The organism is Streptomyces galbus, from assembly GCF_005280195.1.
GTDB lineage: Bacteria > Actinomycetota > Actinomycetes > Streptomycetales > Streptomycetaceae > Streptomyces > Streptomyces galbus.
Genome location: NZ_SZPR01000031.1, coordinates 184,264 through 199,054, shown reverse-complemented (window position 1 = coordinate 199,054; position 14,791 = coordinate 184,264). Strand labels below are relative to the sequence as shown.

The 14,791-nt window shown below is 71.3% G+C and carries 18 protein-coding genes and 5 tRNA genes; 17 read left to right on the top strand and 6 right to left on the bottom strand.

Features of this window, described 5'->3' with window-relative positions; all coding sequences use genetic code 11:
• The first annotated feature begins 214 nt into the window (after positions 1-214).
• From E4U92_RS31580 to E4U92_RS31540, 9 genes are all read left to right on the top strand, one after another.
• Positions 215-400, top strand: coding sequence for a hypothetical protein (locus E4U92_RS31580; RefSeq protein WP_137303851.1), 186 nt, complete (start codon positions 215-217; stop codon positions 398-400).
• Between the two features lie 180 nt (positions 401-580).
• Positions 581-1,366, top strand: coding sequence for a fumarylacetoacetate hydrolase family protein (locus E4U92_RS31575; protein ID WP_137303850.1), 786 nt, complete (start codon positions 581-583; stop codon positions 1,364-1,366).
• Positions 1,359-2,843, top strand: a complete 1,485-nt coding sequence (gene gltX / locus E4U92_RS31570) for a glutamate--tRNA ligase (protein ID WP_137303849.1) — start codon at positions 1,359-1,361, stop codon at positions 2,841-2,843. Before E4U92_RS31575 ends, gltX begins: the two co-directional genes overlap by 8 nt.
• Before the next feature lie 94 nt (positions 2,844-2,937).
• Positions 2,938-3,672 carry an HAD family hydrolase gene (locus E4U92_RS31565; protein WP_137303848.1) on the top strand — a complete coding sequence of 245 codons (735 nt, stop codon included), beginning with the start codon at positions 2,938-2,940 and terminating at the stop codon, positions 3,670-3,672.
• Between the two features lie 92 nt (positions 3,673-3,764).
• Positions 3,765-3,836, top strand: a tRNA-Gln gene (locus tag E4U92_RS31560).
• 39 nt (positions 3,837-3,875) lie between these two features.
• Positions 3,876-3,948, top strand: a tRNA-Glu gene (locus E4U92_RS31555).
• Positions 3,949-4,009: 61 nt separating this feature from the next.
• Positions 4,010-4,082 (top strand) — tRNA-Glu (locus E4U92_RS31550).
• 20 nt (positions 4,083-4,102) lie between these two features.
• Positions 4,103-4,174 (top strand) — tRNA-Gln (locus tag E4U92_RS31545).
• Between the two features lie 28 nt (positions 4,175-4,202).
• Positions 4,203-4,275: transfer RNA gene (locus tag E4U92_RS31540), tRNA-Glu, on the top strand.
• 55 nt (positions 4,276-4,330) lie between these two features.
• Here the strand turns inward: E4U92_RS31540 and E4U92_RS31535 are convergent.
• Positions 4,331-4,975: a MerR family transcriptional regulator gene (locus tag E4U92_RS31535; RefSeq protein ID WP_137303847.1), complete on the bottom strand. Its 645-nt coding sequence runs from the start codon at positions 4,973-4,975 to the stop codon at positions 4,331-4,333.
• A gap of 38 nt (positions 4,976-5,013) precedes the next feature.
• On the opposite strand from E4U92_RS31535, the gene E4U92_RS31530 reads away from it, so the two are divergent.
• On the top strand, positions 5,014-5,520 hold the full coding sequence (locus E4U92_RS31530; protein WP_137303846.1) for a DUF4188 domain-containing protein: 507 nt from the start codon (positions 5,014-5,016) through the stop codon (positions 5,518-5,520).
• Between the two features lie 102 nt (positions 5,521-5,622).
• On the opposite strand, the gene ndgR is transcribed toward E4U92_RS31530, so the two are convergent.
• Entirely contained in the window at positions 5,623-6,339 is a 717-nt protein-coding gene (gene ndgR / locus E4U92_RS31525) for an IclR family transcriptional regulator NdgR (RefSeq protein WP_067238957.1), read from the bottom strand.
• A 188-nt stretch (positions 6,340-6,527) separates the two neighbouring features.
• Here ndgR and leuC point away from each other — a divergent pair, with 188 nt between their 5' ends.
• The 4 genes from leuC (at position 6,528) to E4U92_RS31505 (ending at position 9,859) form a co-directional block, all read left to right on the top strand.
• Positions 6,528-7,958 carry a 3-isopropylmalate dehydratase large subunit gene (leuC, locus tag E4U92_RS31520; RefSeq protein ID WP_137303845.1) on the top strand — a complete coding sequence of 477 codons (1,431 nt, stop codon included), beginning with the start codon at positions 6,528-6,530 and terminating at the stop codon, positions 7,956-7,958.
• 6 nt (positions 7,959-7,964) lie between these two features.
• Positions 7,965-8,558: a 3-isopropylmalate dehydratase small subunit gene (gene leuD / locus E4U92_RS31515; RefSeq protein ID WP_137303844.1), complete on the top strand. Its 594-nt coding sequence runs from the start codon at positions 7,965-7,967 to the stop codon at positions 8,556-8,558.
• A 274-nt stretch (positions 8,559-8,832) separates the two neighbouring features.
• Entirely contained in the window at positions 8,833-9,063 is a 231-nt protein-coding gene (locus E4U92_RS31510; RefSeq protein WP_137303843.1) for an SCO5555 family protein, read from the top strand.
• Between the two features lie 136 nt (positions 9,064-9,199).
• Complete coding sequence (locus tag E4U92_RS31505; RefSeq protein WP_137303842.1) at positions 9,200-9,859, top strand: HU family DNA-binding protein; 660 nt, start codon at positions 9,200-9,202, stop codon at positions 9,857-9,859.
• 93 nt (positions 9,860-9,952) lie between these two features.
• Here the strand turns inward: E4U92_RS31505 and E4U92_RS31500 are convergent, their stop codons facing one another.
• Positions 9,953-10,156 (bottom strand): hypothetical protein, encoded by a 204-nt coding sequence (locus E4U92_RS31500; RefSeq protein WP_137303841.1) that lies wholly within the window; start codon positions 10,154-10,156, stop codon positions 9,953-9,955.
• Between the two features lie 9 nt (positions 10,157-10,165).
• Entirely contained in the window at positions 10,166-10,804 is a 639-nt protein-coding gene (gene cofC / locus E4U92_RS31495; protein ID WP_137303840.1) for a 2-phospho-L-lactate guanylyltransferase, read from the bottom strand.
• Positions 10,805-10,980: 176 nt separating this feature from the next.
• Between cofC and E4U92_RS31490 the strand changes: the two genes are divergently transcribed.
• The 3 genes from E4U92_RS31490 (at position 10,981) to E4U92_RS31480 (ending at position 13,980) form a co-directional block, all read left to right on the top strand.
• Positions 10,981-11,745, top strand: a complete 765-nt coding sequence (locus tag E4U92_RS31490; protein ID WP_137303839.1) for a lysophospholipid acyltransferase family protein — start codon at positions 10,981-10,983, stop codon at positions 11,743-11,745.
• Positions 11,742-12,752 (top strand): NAD(P)H-dependent glycerol-3-phosphate dehydrogenase, encoded by a 1,011-nt coding sequence (locus E4U92_RS31485; protein ID WP_137303838.1) that lies wholly within the window; start codon positions 11,742-11,744, stop codon positions 12,750-12,752. The genes E4U92_RS31490 and E4U92_RS31485 overlap by 4 nt, the downstream gene beginning before the upstream one ends.
• A gap of 70 nt (positions 12,753-12,822) precedes the next feature.
• Positions 12,823-13,980: a D-alanine--D-alanine ligase family protein gene (locus E4U92_RS31480; protein ID WP_137303837.1), complete on the top strand. Its 1,158-nt coding sequence runs from the start codon at positions 12,823-12,825 to the stop codon at positions 13,978-13,980.
• 19 nt (positions 13,981-13,999) lie between these two features.
• Here E4U92_RS31480 and E4U92_RS31475 read toward each other — a convergent pair whose 3' ends face one another.
• Positions 14,000-14,500: a DUF3515 domain-containing protein gene (locus E4U92_RS31475; protein WP_137303836.1), complete on the bottom strand. Its 501-nt coding sequence runs from the start codon at positions 14,498-14,500 to the stop codon at positions 14,000-14,002.
• Positions 14,501-14,520: 20 nt separating this feature from the next.
• Positions 14,521-14,754: an Lrp/AsnC family transcriptional regulator gene (locus tag E4U92_RS31470; protein ID WP_067238984.1), complete on the bottom strand. Its 234-nt coding sequence runs from the start codon at positions 14,752-14,754 to the stop codon at positions 14,521-14,523.
• Positions 14,755-14,791: the final 37 nt, after the last annotated feature.

The following is a 14,791-nucleotide window of genomic DNA, read 5'->3' as shown; positions in this document are numbered from 1 at the left end:
GTTTCGTAAGGGTCGGTTGTGCGCCTGAATTGGCCCGTTTGAACACGAGTAAGTGAGGAAACTCACACGCGCCCGGTGGCACTCCGTGCCGTGCGGGGGGAATCGGATGTCTAGCCTGACGCTTTACAGACCTGGCAGAACCGACAACCGGCGCCCCTGCGTGAGGCCGTCCGCGTCCTCACCTGCGCCCCGAGACGAACAGGGTCAGTCAACAGTGGAGACCACGACGATGTTCCGCAAGATCGCCAACCCGCGGCGCACCACCCTGGCGCACCTCAAGGGCGCCGACGACCTCCAGACCCCGCCGCAGCCGGAGCACTCCGTCGACCTGCCCGCCCAGACCGCGAACCCCCGGCGCACCATCCTGATGGAGGTCCCGGAGATGGCCTCCGCCGAGTAGGGCGGACCAGCAGGCACACCAGCCGCACCACGGCCGCCGCTCCGCCAGCCGACGCCCACCCGTCGATCATGCAGCGCGGCCGCCCACGGATGTCAAGGGCGTCCCCGGCCGGGGGCGCCCTTCCGCGTTAGCCTGGACCGTCAGACTCCAGCAGCGAAGAGATCAGGGGCCAACCAACCCGTGCGCATCGCCAGGTTCTCCATCGACGGGAACGTCGCCTTCGGCGCGGTCGAGGGCGACAAGCCGGACGAGCTCGTCCTCGACATCATCAAGGGCATCCCGTTCGCGGAACACGAGCTCTCCGGCACCAAGGTGCCGCTGAGCAAGGTCCGGCTCCTGCCGCCCGTGCTCCCCAACAAGGTCGTGGCCTTCGGCCGCAACTACGCCGAGCACGCGCGCGAGCTGGGCAACGAGGTGCCGGACGCCCCGTTCGCCTTCTTCAAGCCCTCCACCTCGGTGATCGGCCCCGGCGACGCCATCCAGTACCCGTCCTTCTCCGCCGACCTGCACCACGAGGCGGAACTCGCCGTGGTCATCGGGCGGATGTGCCGCGAGGTCCCGCGCGAACGCGTCCGGGACGTCATCTTCGGCTACACCTGCGCCAACGACGTCACCGCCCGTGACGTGCAGAAGCGCGAGAAGCAGTGGGCCCGGGCCAAGGGCTTCGACACCTCCTGCCCGCTCGGCCCCTGGGTGGAGACCGGACTGGACCTCGCGAGGGCCTCGGACCTCACCGTCCAGCTCACCGTCAACGGCGAGCAGCGCCAGCTCGGCCGGACGAGCGAGATGATCCACTCGATCGAGGACCTCATCGTCAACATCACCGAGGCCATGACGCTGCTCCCGGGCGACGTCGTCCTCACGGGCACCCCGGCTGGGGTCGGCCCCCTGACTGTCGGCGACGAGGTCGCCGTCACCATCGAAGGCATCGGCACTCTCACCAACAAGGTTGTCAAGCGTGGCTAGCGCACCCGGCTCTCCCGTACGCGTCCGTTTCTGTCCGTCCCCCACCGGCAACCCCCACGTGGGCCTGGTGCGCACCGCCCTGTTCAACTGGGCGTTCGCCCGCCACCACCAGGGCACGCTCGTCTTCCGCATCGAGGACACCGACGCGGCCCGCGACTCGGAGGAGTCGTACCGGCAGCTCCTGGACGCGATGCGCTGGCTGGGCTTCGACTGGGACGAGGGCCCCGAGGTCGGCGGCCCGCACGCGCCGTACCGCCAGTCGCAGCGCATGGACCTGTACGCGGACGTCGCCCGCAAGCTGCTGGACGGCGGGTACGCCTACCACTGCTACTGCTCCCAGGAGGAGCTGGACACCCGCCGCGAGGCCGCCCGCGCCGCCGGCCGGCCCTCCGGCTACGACGGCCACTGCCGCGACCTGTCCGAGGCGCAGGTCGAGGAGTACCGGGCGCAGGGCCGCACGCCCATCGTCCGCTTCCGCATGCCGGACGAGACGATCACCTTCACCGACCTGGTCCGCGGCGAGCTGACCTTCACCCCGGAGAACGTGCCGGACTACGGCATCGTCCGCGCCAACGGCGCCCCGCTGTACACGCTGGTCAACCCGGTCGACGACGCGCTGATGGAGATCACCCACGTCCTGCGCGGCGAGGACCTGCTCTCCTCCACCCCGCGCCAGATCGCCCTGTACAAGGCGCTGATCGAGCTGGGCATCGCCAAGGCCGTCCCCGAGTTCGGCCACCTGCCCTACGTCATGGGCGAGGGCAACAAGAAGCTCTCCAAGCGAGACCCGCAGTCCTCGCTCAACCTCTACCGCGAGCAGGGCTTCCTGCCCGAGGGCCTGCTCAACTACCTCTCGCTGCTCGGCTGGTCCCTCTCCGCGGACCAGGACATCTTCACGCGCGAGGAGCTGGTCGCGGCCTTCGACGTCAAGGACGTCAACCCCAACCCGGCGCGCTTCGACCTGAAGAAGTGCGAGGCCATCAACGGCGACCACATCCGGCTGCTGGACGTGAAGGACTTCACCGAGCGCTGCCGCCCGTGGCTCCAGGCCCCGTTCGCCCCCTGGGCGCCGGAGGACTTCGACGAGGCCAAGTGGCAGGCGATCGCCCCGCACGCCCAGACCCGTCTGAAGGTGCTGTCCGAGATCACCGACAACGTCGACTTCCTCTTCCTGGCCGAGCCGGCCGTCGACGAGGCGAGCTGGACGAAGGCGATGAAGGAGGGCAGCGACGCGCTGCTGCGCACGGCCCGCGAGAAGCTGGAGCCGGCCGACTGGACCTCCCCGGAGTCGCTGAAGGAGGCCGTCCTGGCCGCCGGTGAGGCCCACGGCCTCAAGCTCGGCAAGGCGCAGGCCCCGGTCCGCGTCGCCGTCACCGGCCGCACGGTCGGCCTGCCGCTGTTCGAGTCCCTGGAGGTGCTGGGCAAGGAGAAGTCGCTGGCCCGCATCGACGCGGCCCTGGCGCGGCTGACCGCGTAACCCGCACGCGGCGAAGGGGCGGCACCGGTGCACCCGGTGCCGCCCCTTCGCCGTCTCCCGGACAGCGGGACGGACCGCGGGTTACGGTCGGTGCATGAGGAACATACGCGCCGTGGTCTGGGACGTGGACGACACCCTCTTCGACTACACGACCGCCGACCGGGAGGGCATGCGGGCGCACCTGGCCGCCGAGGGGCTGCTCGCCGGGTACGGCAGCGCCGAGGAGGCGCTGTCCCGCTGGCGGGAGGCCACCGACCAGCAGTGGGCGCGGTTCGCCGCGGGGGAGATCGGCTTCCAGGCGCAGCGCCGCGACCGGGTCAGGGTGTTCCTGGGCGCCGAGCTGACCGACGACGAGGCCGACACCTGGTTCCAGCGTTACGTCGGTCACTACGAGGCCGCCTGGTCGCTCTTCCCGGACGTGGTGCCGGTGCTGGACGCCCTCGCCGCCAGCCACCGGCACGCGGTGCTCTCCAACTCCAGCCTGCACGTCCAGGACCGCAAGCTGCGCGTCCTCGGCGTCCACGACCGGTTCGAGGCCATCCTGTGCGCGGCCGAGCTGGGCGTCTCCAAGCCCGAGGCCGCGGCCTTCCTCGCGGCCTGCGAGTCCCTGGACCTGCCCCCGCACGAGGTGGCCTACGTCGGCGACCACCCGGAGATCGACGGCCGGGGCGCGGCGGACGCCGGACTGCTGTCCGTGTGGATCGACCGCCACGGCGGCGGGGCCGTCGTCGAGGACCCGGCCGGCCGGCACCGCATCGCCTCGCTCGCCGAACTGCCCGCGCTGCTCGGCGCCGATACCCGTTTTGGAGCCCCGTCCACCTTCGGGTAATGTTCTTCCTGCGCCGCCGGGGAGCGGGCCGAAAGGCCGAGAACCCGGGGGAGCGAACGAGAACAAGATCCCCTACGGGGCTTGCGTTCCGATGGCCTATGGTGTAATTGGCAGCACGACTGATTCTGGTTCAGTTAGTCTTGGTTCGAGTCCAGGTAGGCCAGCTCGCAGAGCTCATCTGCACCAGCGGATCACATCCGCGAGCCCCCGTTGTGTAGCGGCCTAGCACGCTGCCCTCTCAAGGCAGTAGCGCCGGTTCGAATCCGGTCGGGGGTACAGATCCTTCCCACGAAGGCGGCCGGGTCGCTCCCGCCGCCGTCGATGCAGGATCGCTAGGGCCCCCGTTGTGTAGCGGCCTAGCACGCCGCCCTCTCAAGGCGGTAGCGCCGGTTCGAATCCGGTCGGGGGTACTGACTGGTCTAAACCACATTGGTCTATGGTGTAATTGGCAGCACGACTGATTCTGGTTCAGTTAGTCTTGGTTCGAGTCCAGGTAGACCAGCTCGGGCCTGCGGAAACGCAGAGTCCACGCCCCCGTTGTGTAGCGGCCTAGCACGCCGCCCTCTCAAGGCGGTAGCGCCGGTTCGAATCCGGTCGGGGGTACAGCAGAAGGCCCTCCGCTCACGCGGGGGGCCTTCGTCGTGCCCTCTCCCGCCGGTCACTCGAAACCGTACCGCCGGGCCGACTCCTCCTCCTGGGCCAGCCGGTGCAGGGCTTGGAGCACGGGCTCCACCAGGATCGCGCCCAGCACGGCCGCCTCGACCCGCTCCGCCTCCGAGGGCTGCTGCTCCACGTGGTCCAGGTCCAGCTCAGCCGCCCGGTGCATCAACCGGGCGTACGACACGAGCAGTTGGGCGTCCGGGCGGTAGCCGAGCCGGCGGAGCGCGGCCACCGCCACCACCAGCGAGCGGTACGCGGGCGAGATCGTCGTCAGCAGCCGGGCGTTGGACCAGCCCAGCGCCTCCAGCAGGGCGTCCGCCTCCTCGCGGGCCGCCCGCACGTGCTCGTCGTCCGCGTCCGGCTCCGGGACCTGCGGGAGCGCCCACAGCGCGGCGCCGAGCCGGACCGTGCGCCCCAGGGAGTCGTCGTCGACGTGGCCCAGCACCTCGCGCACCGTCGCCACCGGCAGCCGGCCCACCTGGACCATCGCCCGCACCAGGCGCAGCCTGCGCAGGTGCTCCTCGCCGTACTCGGCGGTGGTCGCGTTGACCTGCCGGCCGGGCGGCAACAGGCCCTCGCGCAGGTAGTACTTGATCGTCGCGGTGGACACACCGCTGCGCCCGCTCAGTTCGGCCAGCCGCATCTCTTGTGCCCTCCCTTGGACAACGGCACTATCCAAGCATGGACGGGAAACGTGTCGGCGCACGTCGTACCACCGCCAACGCCCACGGGGACGTGGTCGTCCTGCTGATCGGCATGCGGATCAACCGCTTCTGGGCGGTGCACCAGTGGCTGCCGGTCATGCGGGCGATGTTCCGGATGCTCGCCGAGCTGGAGAAGGCGCCCGAGCGCGGGCTGCTCTCCCGGGTCCTGCTGACGGCCTCGCCGCGCACCTACTACGTCGTCCAGTACTGGGAGTCGAAGGAGAAGCTGTACGCCTACGCGAGCGCTCCCGACGCCTTCCACCACGAGGTGTGGGCACGGATCAACGGCTTGGAGCGGGCGGGCAAGGTGCGCGGTCACGTCGGGATCTGGCACGAGGCGTACGTCGTGCCCGAGGGGCGCTACGAGTCGATCTACGGCGACATGCCGGCCTTCGGGCTCGCCGCGGCGCACGGGCAGGTGCCGCTCGCCGAGCGGGGGCGCTACGCCAAGGACCGGCTGGCGTGGCGGGCGCCGGCGTCCTGAGGGGAGGCCCGCGTACTCCGGCGGACGTGTGTCACGCCCCCGGGAGGACCTGCCGCGGCGTTGAGGCCGGTGCTCCCTGGAGGGCGGGGCGTCCGCGTCGGATCAGCCGGTGCGGCGCAGGGCCTCCGACAGCCGGGCCGCCGCGTCGATGACCGCCTGGGCGTGCATGCGGCCGGGATGCCGGGTGAGGCGCTCGATGGGGCCGGAGACGGACACCGCGGCCACCACGCGGTTCGACGGGCCGCGCACCGGCGCGGAGACGGAGGCGACGCCCGGCTCGCGCTCGCCGATGGACTGGGCCCAGCCGCGGCGCCGCACGCCCGACAGGGCCGTCGCCGTGAAGCGGGCGCCCTGCAGGCCGCGGTGCAGGCGCTCGGGCTCCTCCCAGGCCATGAGGATCTGCGCCGAGGAACCGGCCTTCATGGTCAGCGTCGAGCCGACCGGGACGGTGTCCCGCAGGCCGGACAGGCGCTCCGCCGCGGCGACGCAGATGCGCATGTCGCCCTGGCGGCGGTAGAGCTGGGCGCTCTCGCCCGTCACGTCGCGCAGGTGGGTGAGCACCGGGCCGGCCGTAGCGAGGAGCCGGTCCTCGCCGGCCGCCGCGGCCAGTTCCGCCAGGCGCGGGCCGAGGATGAAACGGCCCTGCATGTCACGTGCCACCATGCGGTGGTGTTCGAGGGCCACGGCCAGCCGGTGGGCCGTGGGTCGTGCCAGTCCGGTCGCGGTGACCAGCCCCGCGAGGGTGGCCGGACCGGACTCCAGGGCGCTCAGGACAAGGGCCGCCTTGTCCAGCACGCCTACGCCGCTACTGTTGTCCATGCAACGATACTCCCGTCTCACTCTGTGAAACGCAAGTTCATTTTTCCGTGAGACGCGCAACCCTTGGACACAGACGGCCCGCGCACCGAACGGGCCCGGCGGCGGGTGCCCGGAACACGGGGTGCGGGCGCCGTCTCCCCAAGATCTCTAGTTGGGTCGGTGGACGTTCGCCGGCCGGAGGGAAAGCGATGGGTAGGACACTCGCGGAGAAGGTCTGGGACGACCACGTCGTCCGGCGCGCCGAGGGCGAGCCCGACCTCCTCTTCATCGACTTGCACCTGCTGCACGAGGTGACCAGCCCGCAGGCCTTCGACGGGCTGCGCCAGAGCGGCCGGCAGGTGCGGCGCCTCGACCTCACCATCGCCACCGAGGACCACAACACCCCCACCCTGGACATCGACAAGCCGATCGCCGACCCGGTCTCCCGGGCCCAGCTCGAGACGCTGCGCAAGAACTGCGCCGAGTTCGGGGTGCGCCTGCACCCGCTCGGGGACGTCGAGCAGGGCGTCGTCCACGTCGTGGGACCGCAGCTCGGCCTGACCCAGCCGGGCACCACGGTGGTCTGCGGTGACTCGCACACCTCCACCCACGGCGCCTTCGGCGCGCTGGCGTTCGGCATCGGCACCTCCCAGGTGGAGCACGTGCTGGCCACCCAGACGCTGCCGCTGGCCCGGCCCAAGACCATGGCGATCACGGTCAACGGCGAGCTGCCCGACGGCGTCACCGCCAAGGACCTGATCCTGGCGATCATCGCGCGGATCGGCACCGGCGGCGGCCAGGGCTACATCCTGGAGTACCGCGGCGAGGCCATCGAGAAGCTCTCGATGGAGGCCCGCATGACCATCTGCAACATGTCGATCGAGGCCGGCGCCCGCGCGGGCATGATCGCCCCCGACGAGACGACCTTCGCCTACCTCCAGGGGCGTCCGCACGCCCCCGAGGGCGCCGACTGGGACGCCGCCGTCGCGTACTGGAAGACGCTGCGCACCGACGACGACGCCGAGTTCGACGCCGAGGTCGTGATCGACGCCGCCGCGCTCTCGCCGTTCGTCACCTGGGGCACCAACCCGGGGCAGGGCGCGCCGCTTTCGGCGTCGGTCCCCGACCCCGCTTCGTACGAAGACGCTTCGGAGCGCCTGGCCGCCGAAAAGGCCCTGGAGTACATGGGGTTGGAGGCCGGACAGCCGCTGCGCTCCATCGGTGTGGACACCGTCTTCGTAGGCTCCTGCACCAACGGCCGCATCGAGGACCTGCGTGCCGCCGCCGAGATCCTGCGCGGCCGCAAAGTCGCCGACGGCGTACGGATGCTGGTCGTCCCGGGCTCCGCGCGGGTGGGCCTGCAGGCCGTCTCCGAGGGCCTGGACGTGGTCTTCAAGGAGGCCGGCGCCGAGTGGCGGCACGCGGGCTGCTCGATGTGTCTGGGCATGAACCCCGACCAGCTCGCCCCCGGTGAGCGCTCCGCCTCGACCTCCAACCGCAACTTCGAGGGCCGGCAGGGCAAGGGCGGTCGTACCCACCTGGTGTCGCCGCAGGTCGCGGCCGCCACGGCCGTCCTGGGCCACCTGGCCTCCCCGGCCGACCTGTCCGCCGCCGAGACCCGTACGCCCGCTGGAGTCTGATCAGCCATGGAAGCATTCACCACGCACACCGGCCGGGCGGTCCCGCTGCGCCGCTCCAACGTCGACACCGACCAGATCATCCCTGCTCACTGGCTCAAGAAGGTGACCCGGGACGGCTTCGAGGACGGACTGTTCGAGGCCTGGCGCAAGGACCCGGAGTTCGTCCTCAACCGCCCCGAGCGGCAGGGCGCCACGGTCCTGGTGGCCGGCCCCGACTTCGGCACCGGCTCCTCCCGCGAGCACGCCGTCTGGGCGCTGCAGAACTACGGCTTCAAGGCCGTGATCTCCTCCCGCTTCGCCGACATCTTCCGCGGCAACTCGCTGAAGAACGGCCTGCTCACGGTGGTGCTCGACCAGAAGGTCGTGGACGCGCTGTGGGACCTCACGGAGGACGACCCGCAGGCCGAGGTCACGGTCGACCTCGAGGCCCGCGAGGTGCGCGCCGAGGGGATCACCGCCGCCTTCGAGCTGGACGAGAACTCGCGCTGGCGGCTGCTGAACGGGCTGGACGACATCTCCATCACGCTCCAGAACGAGGCGGACATCGCCGCGTACGAGGCGAAGCGGCCGTCGCACAAGCCGCGGACGCTGCCCGTCTAGATCACCCGGTCCGGACCCTTCGGCACGCGTCGAATTCCGGCCACCCGCACCCCCGCCGTACCCCCGATCGACTCCGATCGGGGGTACGGCTGTTTCTGCACCCGTTCGGCCCCGTCACCCTCGCGGAACCTTCTCAACTTCCCACGTTAACGGGCTGGTTGCCCGGGTAGGCGGCTGCCGTGGCGGGGTCGTCCCACCGTGCCGGGACGGCCTGTCGGGGCGGCAGTTGCACCCTGAGCGGGCGACAACTCGCCCCAGATGGCACAATCTGTGCATGGAACACGACGGCCAACTCGAGCTCTATGCGGCGGTCGCGGACCAACTCAAGGAAGCGCACGCAAGGGTGCGCGCACTGCAAGTCCCGGAGGGCGTACGGATGGCGCTGACCCGGAAGCTGCTGGTCATTACGGCCGCGGCCAAGCACGATCTCGCCGACGCGACAAGGCGGCTGGACCGGTTCGTGGCGGACCTGGACGCGGGGCGCGTCCCCGACGAGGAACGCTGAACGGGCCACGGCGGTCGAGTCCGTTGCGGCACAAGGGTGATAAGCCCGTTTCGTGTTTGATTTGCGGTATATATCTGCCTAACGTGCGAAAAAGCTTGAACACTTTCGTTCTGGCAATGTCTCCGAAGGGGAAGACGTGAACAAGGCGCAGCTCGTAGAAGCGATTGCCGACAAGATGGGCGGCCGCCAGCAGGCCGCCGACGCTGTCGACGCGGTCCTGGACGCCATCGTCCGCGCGGTCGTCGGCGGCGACCGGGTCTCGGTCACCGGCTTCGGTTCGTTCGAGAAGGTCGACCGTCCCGCCCGCTACGCCCGCAACCCCCAGACGGGCGAGCGGGTTCGGGTCAAGAAGACCTCGGTGCCGCGCTTCCGCGCCGGTCAGGGCTTCAAGGACCTGGTCAGCGGCTCGAAGAAGCTCCCGAAGAACGACATCGCGGTCAAGAAGGCGCCCAAGGGCAGCCTGTCCGGCCCGCCCCCCACCATCGCCAAGGCGGCGGGCAAGAAGGCCGCGGCCAAGAAGACCACCGCCGCCGCCGCGAAGAAGTCCGCCGCGAAGAAGACGACGACCGCCCGCAAGACCACGACGGCCGCCGCCAAGAAGTCCACCGCGAAGAAGGCGACCCCGCAGAAGACCGCCGCGGCCGCCAAGAAGACCTCCACGGCGAAGACCGCGACCGCCAAGAAGACGGCGGCCAAGAAGGCCCCGGCGAAGAAGGCGACCGCCACCAAGGCCCCCGCCAAGAAGTCGACCGCGCGCAAGACCACCGCCAAGAAGGCCACCTCCCGCCAGGCGTAAGGCGACGAGGGCGGCCACGTGCCGGGCCGGACTCCCCAGGGAGTCCGGCCCGCGGCATGTCCGGGGGCGCCTGCGCGGCGCAACACCGGTGGTTCAGAAGGTGTGCAGGGTGACCAGCGTGACGCGGGGGGCGTCCGCGGGCCCCTCCGTCTCGATCCGCACCCGCTGGCCCGGCCGCAACAGCCGCAGGCCGCCCGCGTCGAACGCCGCCGCGTCGAAGGGCACCGGCGTCCCGTCGTCGAGCAGCACCTGCCCGCTGCGCGTCACCGGGTCGTACGTGTATGCGGTCGCCTGCATGACGGCAGCCTACTGCCCGGCGGTCAGCAGCCGCGCGGCCGCCGCCGCCGTCCGGGGGCCCACCCCCAGCGCCAGCGCCGCGCGCAGGTCCTCCCCGGTGTCCACGTCCTGCCGTACGGACACCACCCCGGACAGGGCCAGTTCCCGCGCTCCCGAGGCGCGGTGACGGGCCCGGGAATCCGTGCCGAACGCGGGGAACAATTCCCGCCCGGGAACGGCCGTCAGCACCGTGGTGCCGACACCGGCCGCGTCCGCGAGAAAAGCGCGGGGGAATTCCGCCGCCGCGTCCAGGACCCGCGCCAATTCGTGCGGGCGCAGCGCCGGCAGGTCCGCGTTCACCGCCGCGAGCGCGCACCGCGCGTCCACGGCGCGCGCGGCCCCGGCCCCGTGCGTCAGCGCGGCGTTCAGACCGGCGCGCGGGGTGTCGGGCACGATCCGCGCCCCGAGCGCCGCCAGTTCCCGCCCGGCCAGCGTGTCGTCCGTGACGACCACCACACCCCGCACGGCGGGCGAGGCCAGCGCGGCCCCCACCGTGTCCTGCGCGAACGCCAGCGCCAGCCCGGGGCGCAGGCCGTCCGACGCGGTGTCCGCCAGCCTGCTCTTGGCCTGCGCCAAGGGCTTCAGGGGTATGACCAACGTCCACTGCACCGGCGTACCGTCCCTTGCTCGTCACGGTCATTGTCACCCGGCCCGCGCCCCGGCCCTCCGGCGCCGCGGTGACCGGGGCGTACGGTGTTCTCGACAGACCGGCGGCCCGGGGCGACACTTGTGCGGCCCCAGGCCCCGCAGCAGGCCCTGGGAAGTTCCTAGAGGAAGGTGTCCGCGTGCCCCGCCGCAGAATCGGCTTCTGGTACCGCTTCGCCGCGGTGATCTGCAAACCGCCGCTGGTGGTTCTGATCAAGCGGGACTGGCGTGGAATGGAGCACATTCCGGCCGAGGGCGGATTTATCACCGCGGTGAACCACAATTCGCACATCGACCCCTTCGCGTACGCGCACTACCAGTACAACACCGGGCGCGTGCCGCGATTCCTGGCGAAGAGCGGCCTTTTCAAGAAGGGCTTCGTCGGCGCCGCCATGCGCGGCACCGGGCAGATCCCGGTCTACCGCGAATCCACCGACGCGCTCAGCGCCTTCCGGGCCGCCATCGACGCCGTCGAGCGCGGCGAGTGCGTCGCGTTCTACCCCGAGGGCACCCTCACCCGGGACCCGGACGGCTGGCCGATGACCGCCAAGACGGGCGCCGCGCGCGTGGCGCTGCAGACCAAGTGCCCGGTGATCCCGGTCGCCCAGTGGGGCTGCAACGAGATCCTGCCGCCCTACGCCAAGAAGCCGAGGCTGCTGCCGCGCAAGACCCACCGCGTCCTCGCCGGACCGCCCGTGGACCTGTCGCGCTTCTACGGCAAGGAGATGACCGCGGACGTCCTCAAGGAGGCCACCGAGGTCATCATGGCCGCCATCACCCGCCAGCTCGAGGAGATCCGCGGCGAGAAGGCGCCCGAGACGCCCTACGACCCGCGCCGCGAGCGGATCGAGCAGCGGCGCAGGACCGAGGCCCAGACGGGCCGTGAAGGGGAGAGCGGCACGTGAGCGAGTCCGTCAGGGCGGCCGTCTTCGGGACCGGGTCCTGGGGCACCGCGTTCGGCATGGTCCTCGCCGACGCGGGCTGCGAGGTGACGCTCTGGGCGCGCCGCGCCGAGCTCGCCGACGCGGTCAACTCCACGCGGACCAACCCCGACTACCTTCCCGGCGTCGAGCTCCCGGAGAACCTGCGCGCCACCGCCGACCCCGCCGAGGCGGCCCGCGACGCCGACTTCACCGTCCTCGCCGTGCCCTCGCAGACGCTGCGCGCCAACCTGGCCGCGTGGGCGCCGCTGCTCGCGCCGGACACCGTGCTCGTCTCCCTGATGAAGGGCGTCGAACTGGGCACCACCATGCGGATGAGCGAGGTCGTCGAGGACGTCGCCGGGGTCGTCCGGGACCGGGTCGCCGTGGTCACCGGCCCCAACCTGGCCCGGGAGATCGCCTCCCGCATGCCGGCCGCCGCGGTGGTCGCCTGCACCGACGAGACGGTCGCCCGGCGCCTCCAGGCCGCCTGCCACACGCCGTACTTCCGCCCGTACACCAACACCGACGTCGTCGGCTGCGAACTCGGCGGCGCCGTGAAGAACGTGATCGGCCTCGCCGTGGGCATCGCCGACGGCATGGGCCTCGGCGACAACGCCAAGGGCTCGCTGATCACCCGCGGCCTCGCCGAGACGACCCGGCTGGGCCTGGCCATGGGCGCCGACCCGCTGACCTTCGCGGGACTCGCCGGCCTGGGCGACCTGGTGGCGACCTGCTCCTCACCGCTGTCGCGCAACCACACCTTCGGCACCAACCTGGGCCGCGGCATGACCCTCCAGGAGACCATCGCGGTCACCCGGCAGACCGCCGAGGGCGTCAAGTCCTGTGAGTCCGTACTGGACCTGGCCCGCCGCCACGGCGTCGACATGCCCATCACCGAGACGGTCGTCGCGATCGTCCACGAGGGCAAGCCGCCCGTGGTCGCCGTGAAGGAACTGATGTCGCGCAGCGCGAAGCCGGAACGACACTGAGCGACGCCCCTCGTTCGGCCGCGCACCGACGCTGGGACGCGGCCCTACCACCGGGTACTCTCAACGCGATATGAGCACCGAGAACCTCCCCCAGAGCCCTGAGCAGCCGTCCCGCAAGCCGCGCGTGGCCGTCGTGTTCGGCGGGCGCAGCTCCGAACACGGGATCTCCGTGGTCACCGCCGGAGCCGTCCTCAAGGCCGTCGACCGGACGAAATACGACGTCCTGCCGATCGGCATCACCCAGGACGGCCGCTGGGCGCTCACCGCGGACGAGCCCGAGCGCATGGCGATCACCGAGCGCCGTACGCCGAACGTGGAGGAGCTCGCCGAGTCGGCCGAGGGCGCTGTGGTCCTGCCCGTGGACCCCGCGAACCGCGAAGTCGTCTACAGCGAGCCCGGGTCGGTGCCCAAGGCGCTCGGCGAGGTCGACGTCGTCTTCCCCGTCCTGCACGGCCCCTACGGCGAGGACGGCACCCTGCAGGGCCTGCTGGAGCTGTCCGGCGTGCCGTACGTCGGGGCGGGCGTGCTCGCCTCGGCCGTGGGCCAGGACAAGGAGTACATGAAGCGGGTGTTCACCTCCTTCGGGCTGAAGGTGGGCCCGTACGTGGTGATCCGGCCCCGCGAGTGGGCCCGGGACGAGGCCGCGGCCCGCAAGAAGATCGTGGACTTCGCGGGCGAGCACGGCTGGCCGCTGTTCGTGAAGCCCGCCCGCGCGGGCTCGTCCATCGGCATCACCAAGGTCGACGACCTGTCCGGGCTGGACGAGGCGATCGCCGCGGCCCAGGCCCACGACCCGAAGATCCTGGTCGAGGCGGCGCTGCGCGGCCGCGAGATCGAGTGCGGCGTCCTGGAGTTCGAGGACGGCCCGCGCGCCTCGGTGCCCGCCGAGATCCCCCCGCCGGACACGCACGCGTACTACGACTTCGAGGCCAAGTACATCGACTCCACCCCGGGCCTGGTGCCGGCGCCGCTGACGCCGGAGGAGACCGCCGAGGTCCAGCGGCTCGCGGTGGACGCCTTCGAGGCGGCGAGCTGCGAGGGCCTGGTGCGCGCGGACTTCTTCCTCACCGAGGACGGGGAGTTCGTGATCAACGAGATCAACACGATGCCGGGCTTCACGCCCATCTCGATGTACCCGCAGATGTGGCAGGCGAGCGGGGTCGGCTACCCGGAGTTGGTGGACCGGCTGATCCAGGCCGCGCTGCGCCGCCCCACCGGCCTGCGCTGACCGCCCGGACCCGCGCAACTCAGTCGGCGATCCCCTCGGGGATCGCCTTCTTGATGGCCGGGGCGAGGTCGACCAGCGCCCCCGAGCTGTCCCGGTCCGCGGGCACCGTCACCTCGACGTAGGCGAGGCGGCTCGCGGTCGTGTACCGGTACGCCCCGCCGCTCTCCTTCTCCATCAACCAGTTGACGCCGTCGACCCCGCCGGCGACGGCGTCCGCGTCGCGGCCCTGGGGCACCGCGGGATCGAGCATCTTCGGCGGCCGGGGCACACCGCACCGCAGTATGATCGCCGGGTTCCCCCAGCCCGCGGTCAGCGCGGACGCGGGCTCGGGATCCTCGCGGCTCTCGTCGTCCACCGTGGCCGGCAGCACTCCGTCCAGTTTCTGGCACAGTGCGGCGGCTTTCGCGTCCGGGCTGGGAACCGCCGCCGACGCACCGTCGTCTGCCGAGGAGCAGCCGACGGTGACGAGCAGCAGGGCGAGCGCGGGCAGGCCGATGAGCCGGTGACGCAAGGAGTTCACCGGCCAAGGGTAGACGGGGGCTACAGATGCACGACCGGGCAGGTCAGGGTTCGGGTGATCCCGTCCACCTGCTGGACCTTGGCGACCACCATCCGGCCGAGGTCGTCGACCGTGTCGGCCTGGGCCCGCACGATCACGTCGTAGGGACCGGTGACGTCCTCTGCCTGGACGACACCGGGAATCTTGCCGATCGTCTCGGCGACGGTCGACGCCTTGCCGACCTCCGTCTGGATCAGGATGTACGCCTGTACCACGGAACCTCCAGGGCGGCCACGAGGATCATGTGGGGAA

Coding starts and splice junctions, on each gene's coding strand:
- ndgR (WP_067238957.1), bottom strand. CDS start 6,339: ATGGACAACAGTAGCGGCGTAGGCGTGCTGGACAAGGCGGCCCTTGTC.
- E4U92_RS31480 (WP_137303837.1), top strand. CDS start 12,823: ATGAGCACCGAGAACCTCCCCCAGAGCCCTGAGCAGCCGTCCCGCAAG.
- E4U92_RS31565 (WP_137303848.1), top strand. CDS start 2,938: ATGAGGAACATACGCGCCGTGGTCTGGGACGTGGACGACACCCTCTTC.
- E4U92_RS31535 (WP_137303847.1), bottom strand. CDS start 4,975: ATGCGGCTGGCCGAACTGAGCGGGCGCAGCGGTGTGTCCACCGCGACG.
- leuC (WP_137303845.1), top strand. CDS start 6,528: ATGGGTAGGACACTCGCGGAGAAGGTCTGGGACGACCACGTCGTCCGG.
- E4U92_RS31530 (WP_137303846.1), top strand. CDS start 5,014: ATGGACGGGAAACGTGTCGGCGCACGTCGTACCACCGCCAACGCCCAC.
- E4U92_RS31500 (WP_137303841.1), bottom strand. CDS start 10,156: ATGCAGGCGACCGCATACACGTACGACCCGGTGACGCGCAGCGGGCAG.
- E4U92_RS31510 (WP_137303843.1), top strand. CDS start 8,833: ATGGAACACGACGGCCAACTCGAGCTCTATGCGGCGGTCGCGGACCAA.
- leuD (WP_137303844.1), top strand. CDS start 7,965: ATGGAAGCATTCACCACGCACACCGGCCGGGCGGTCCCGCTGCGCCGC.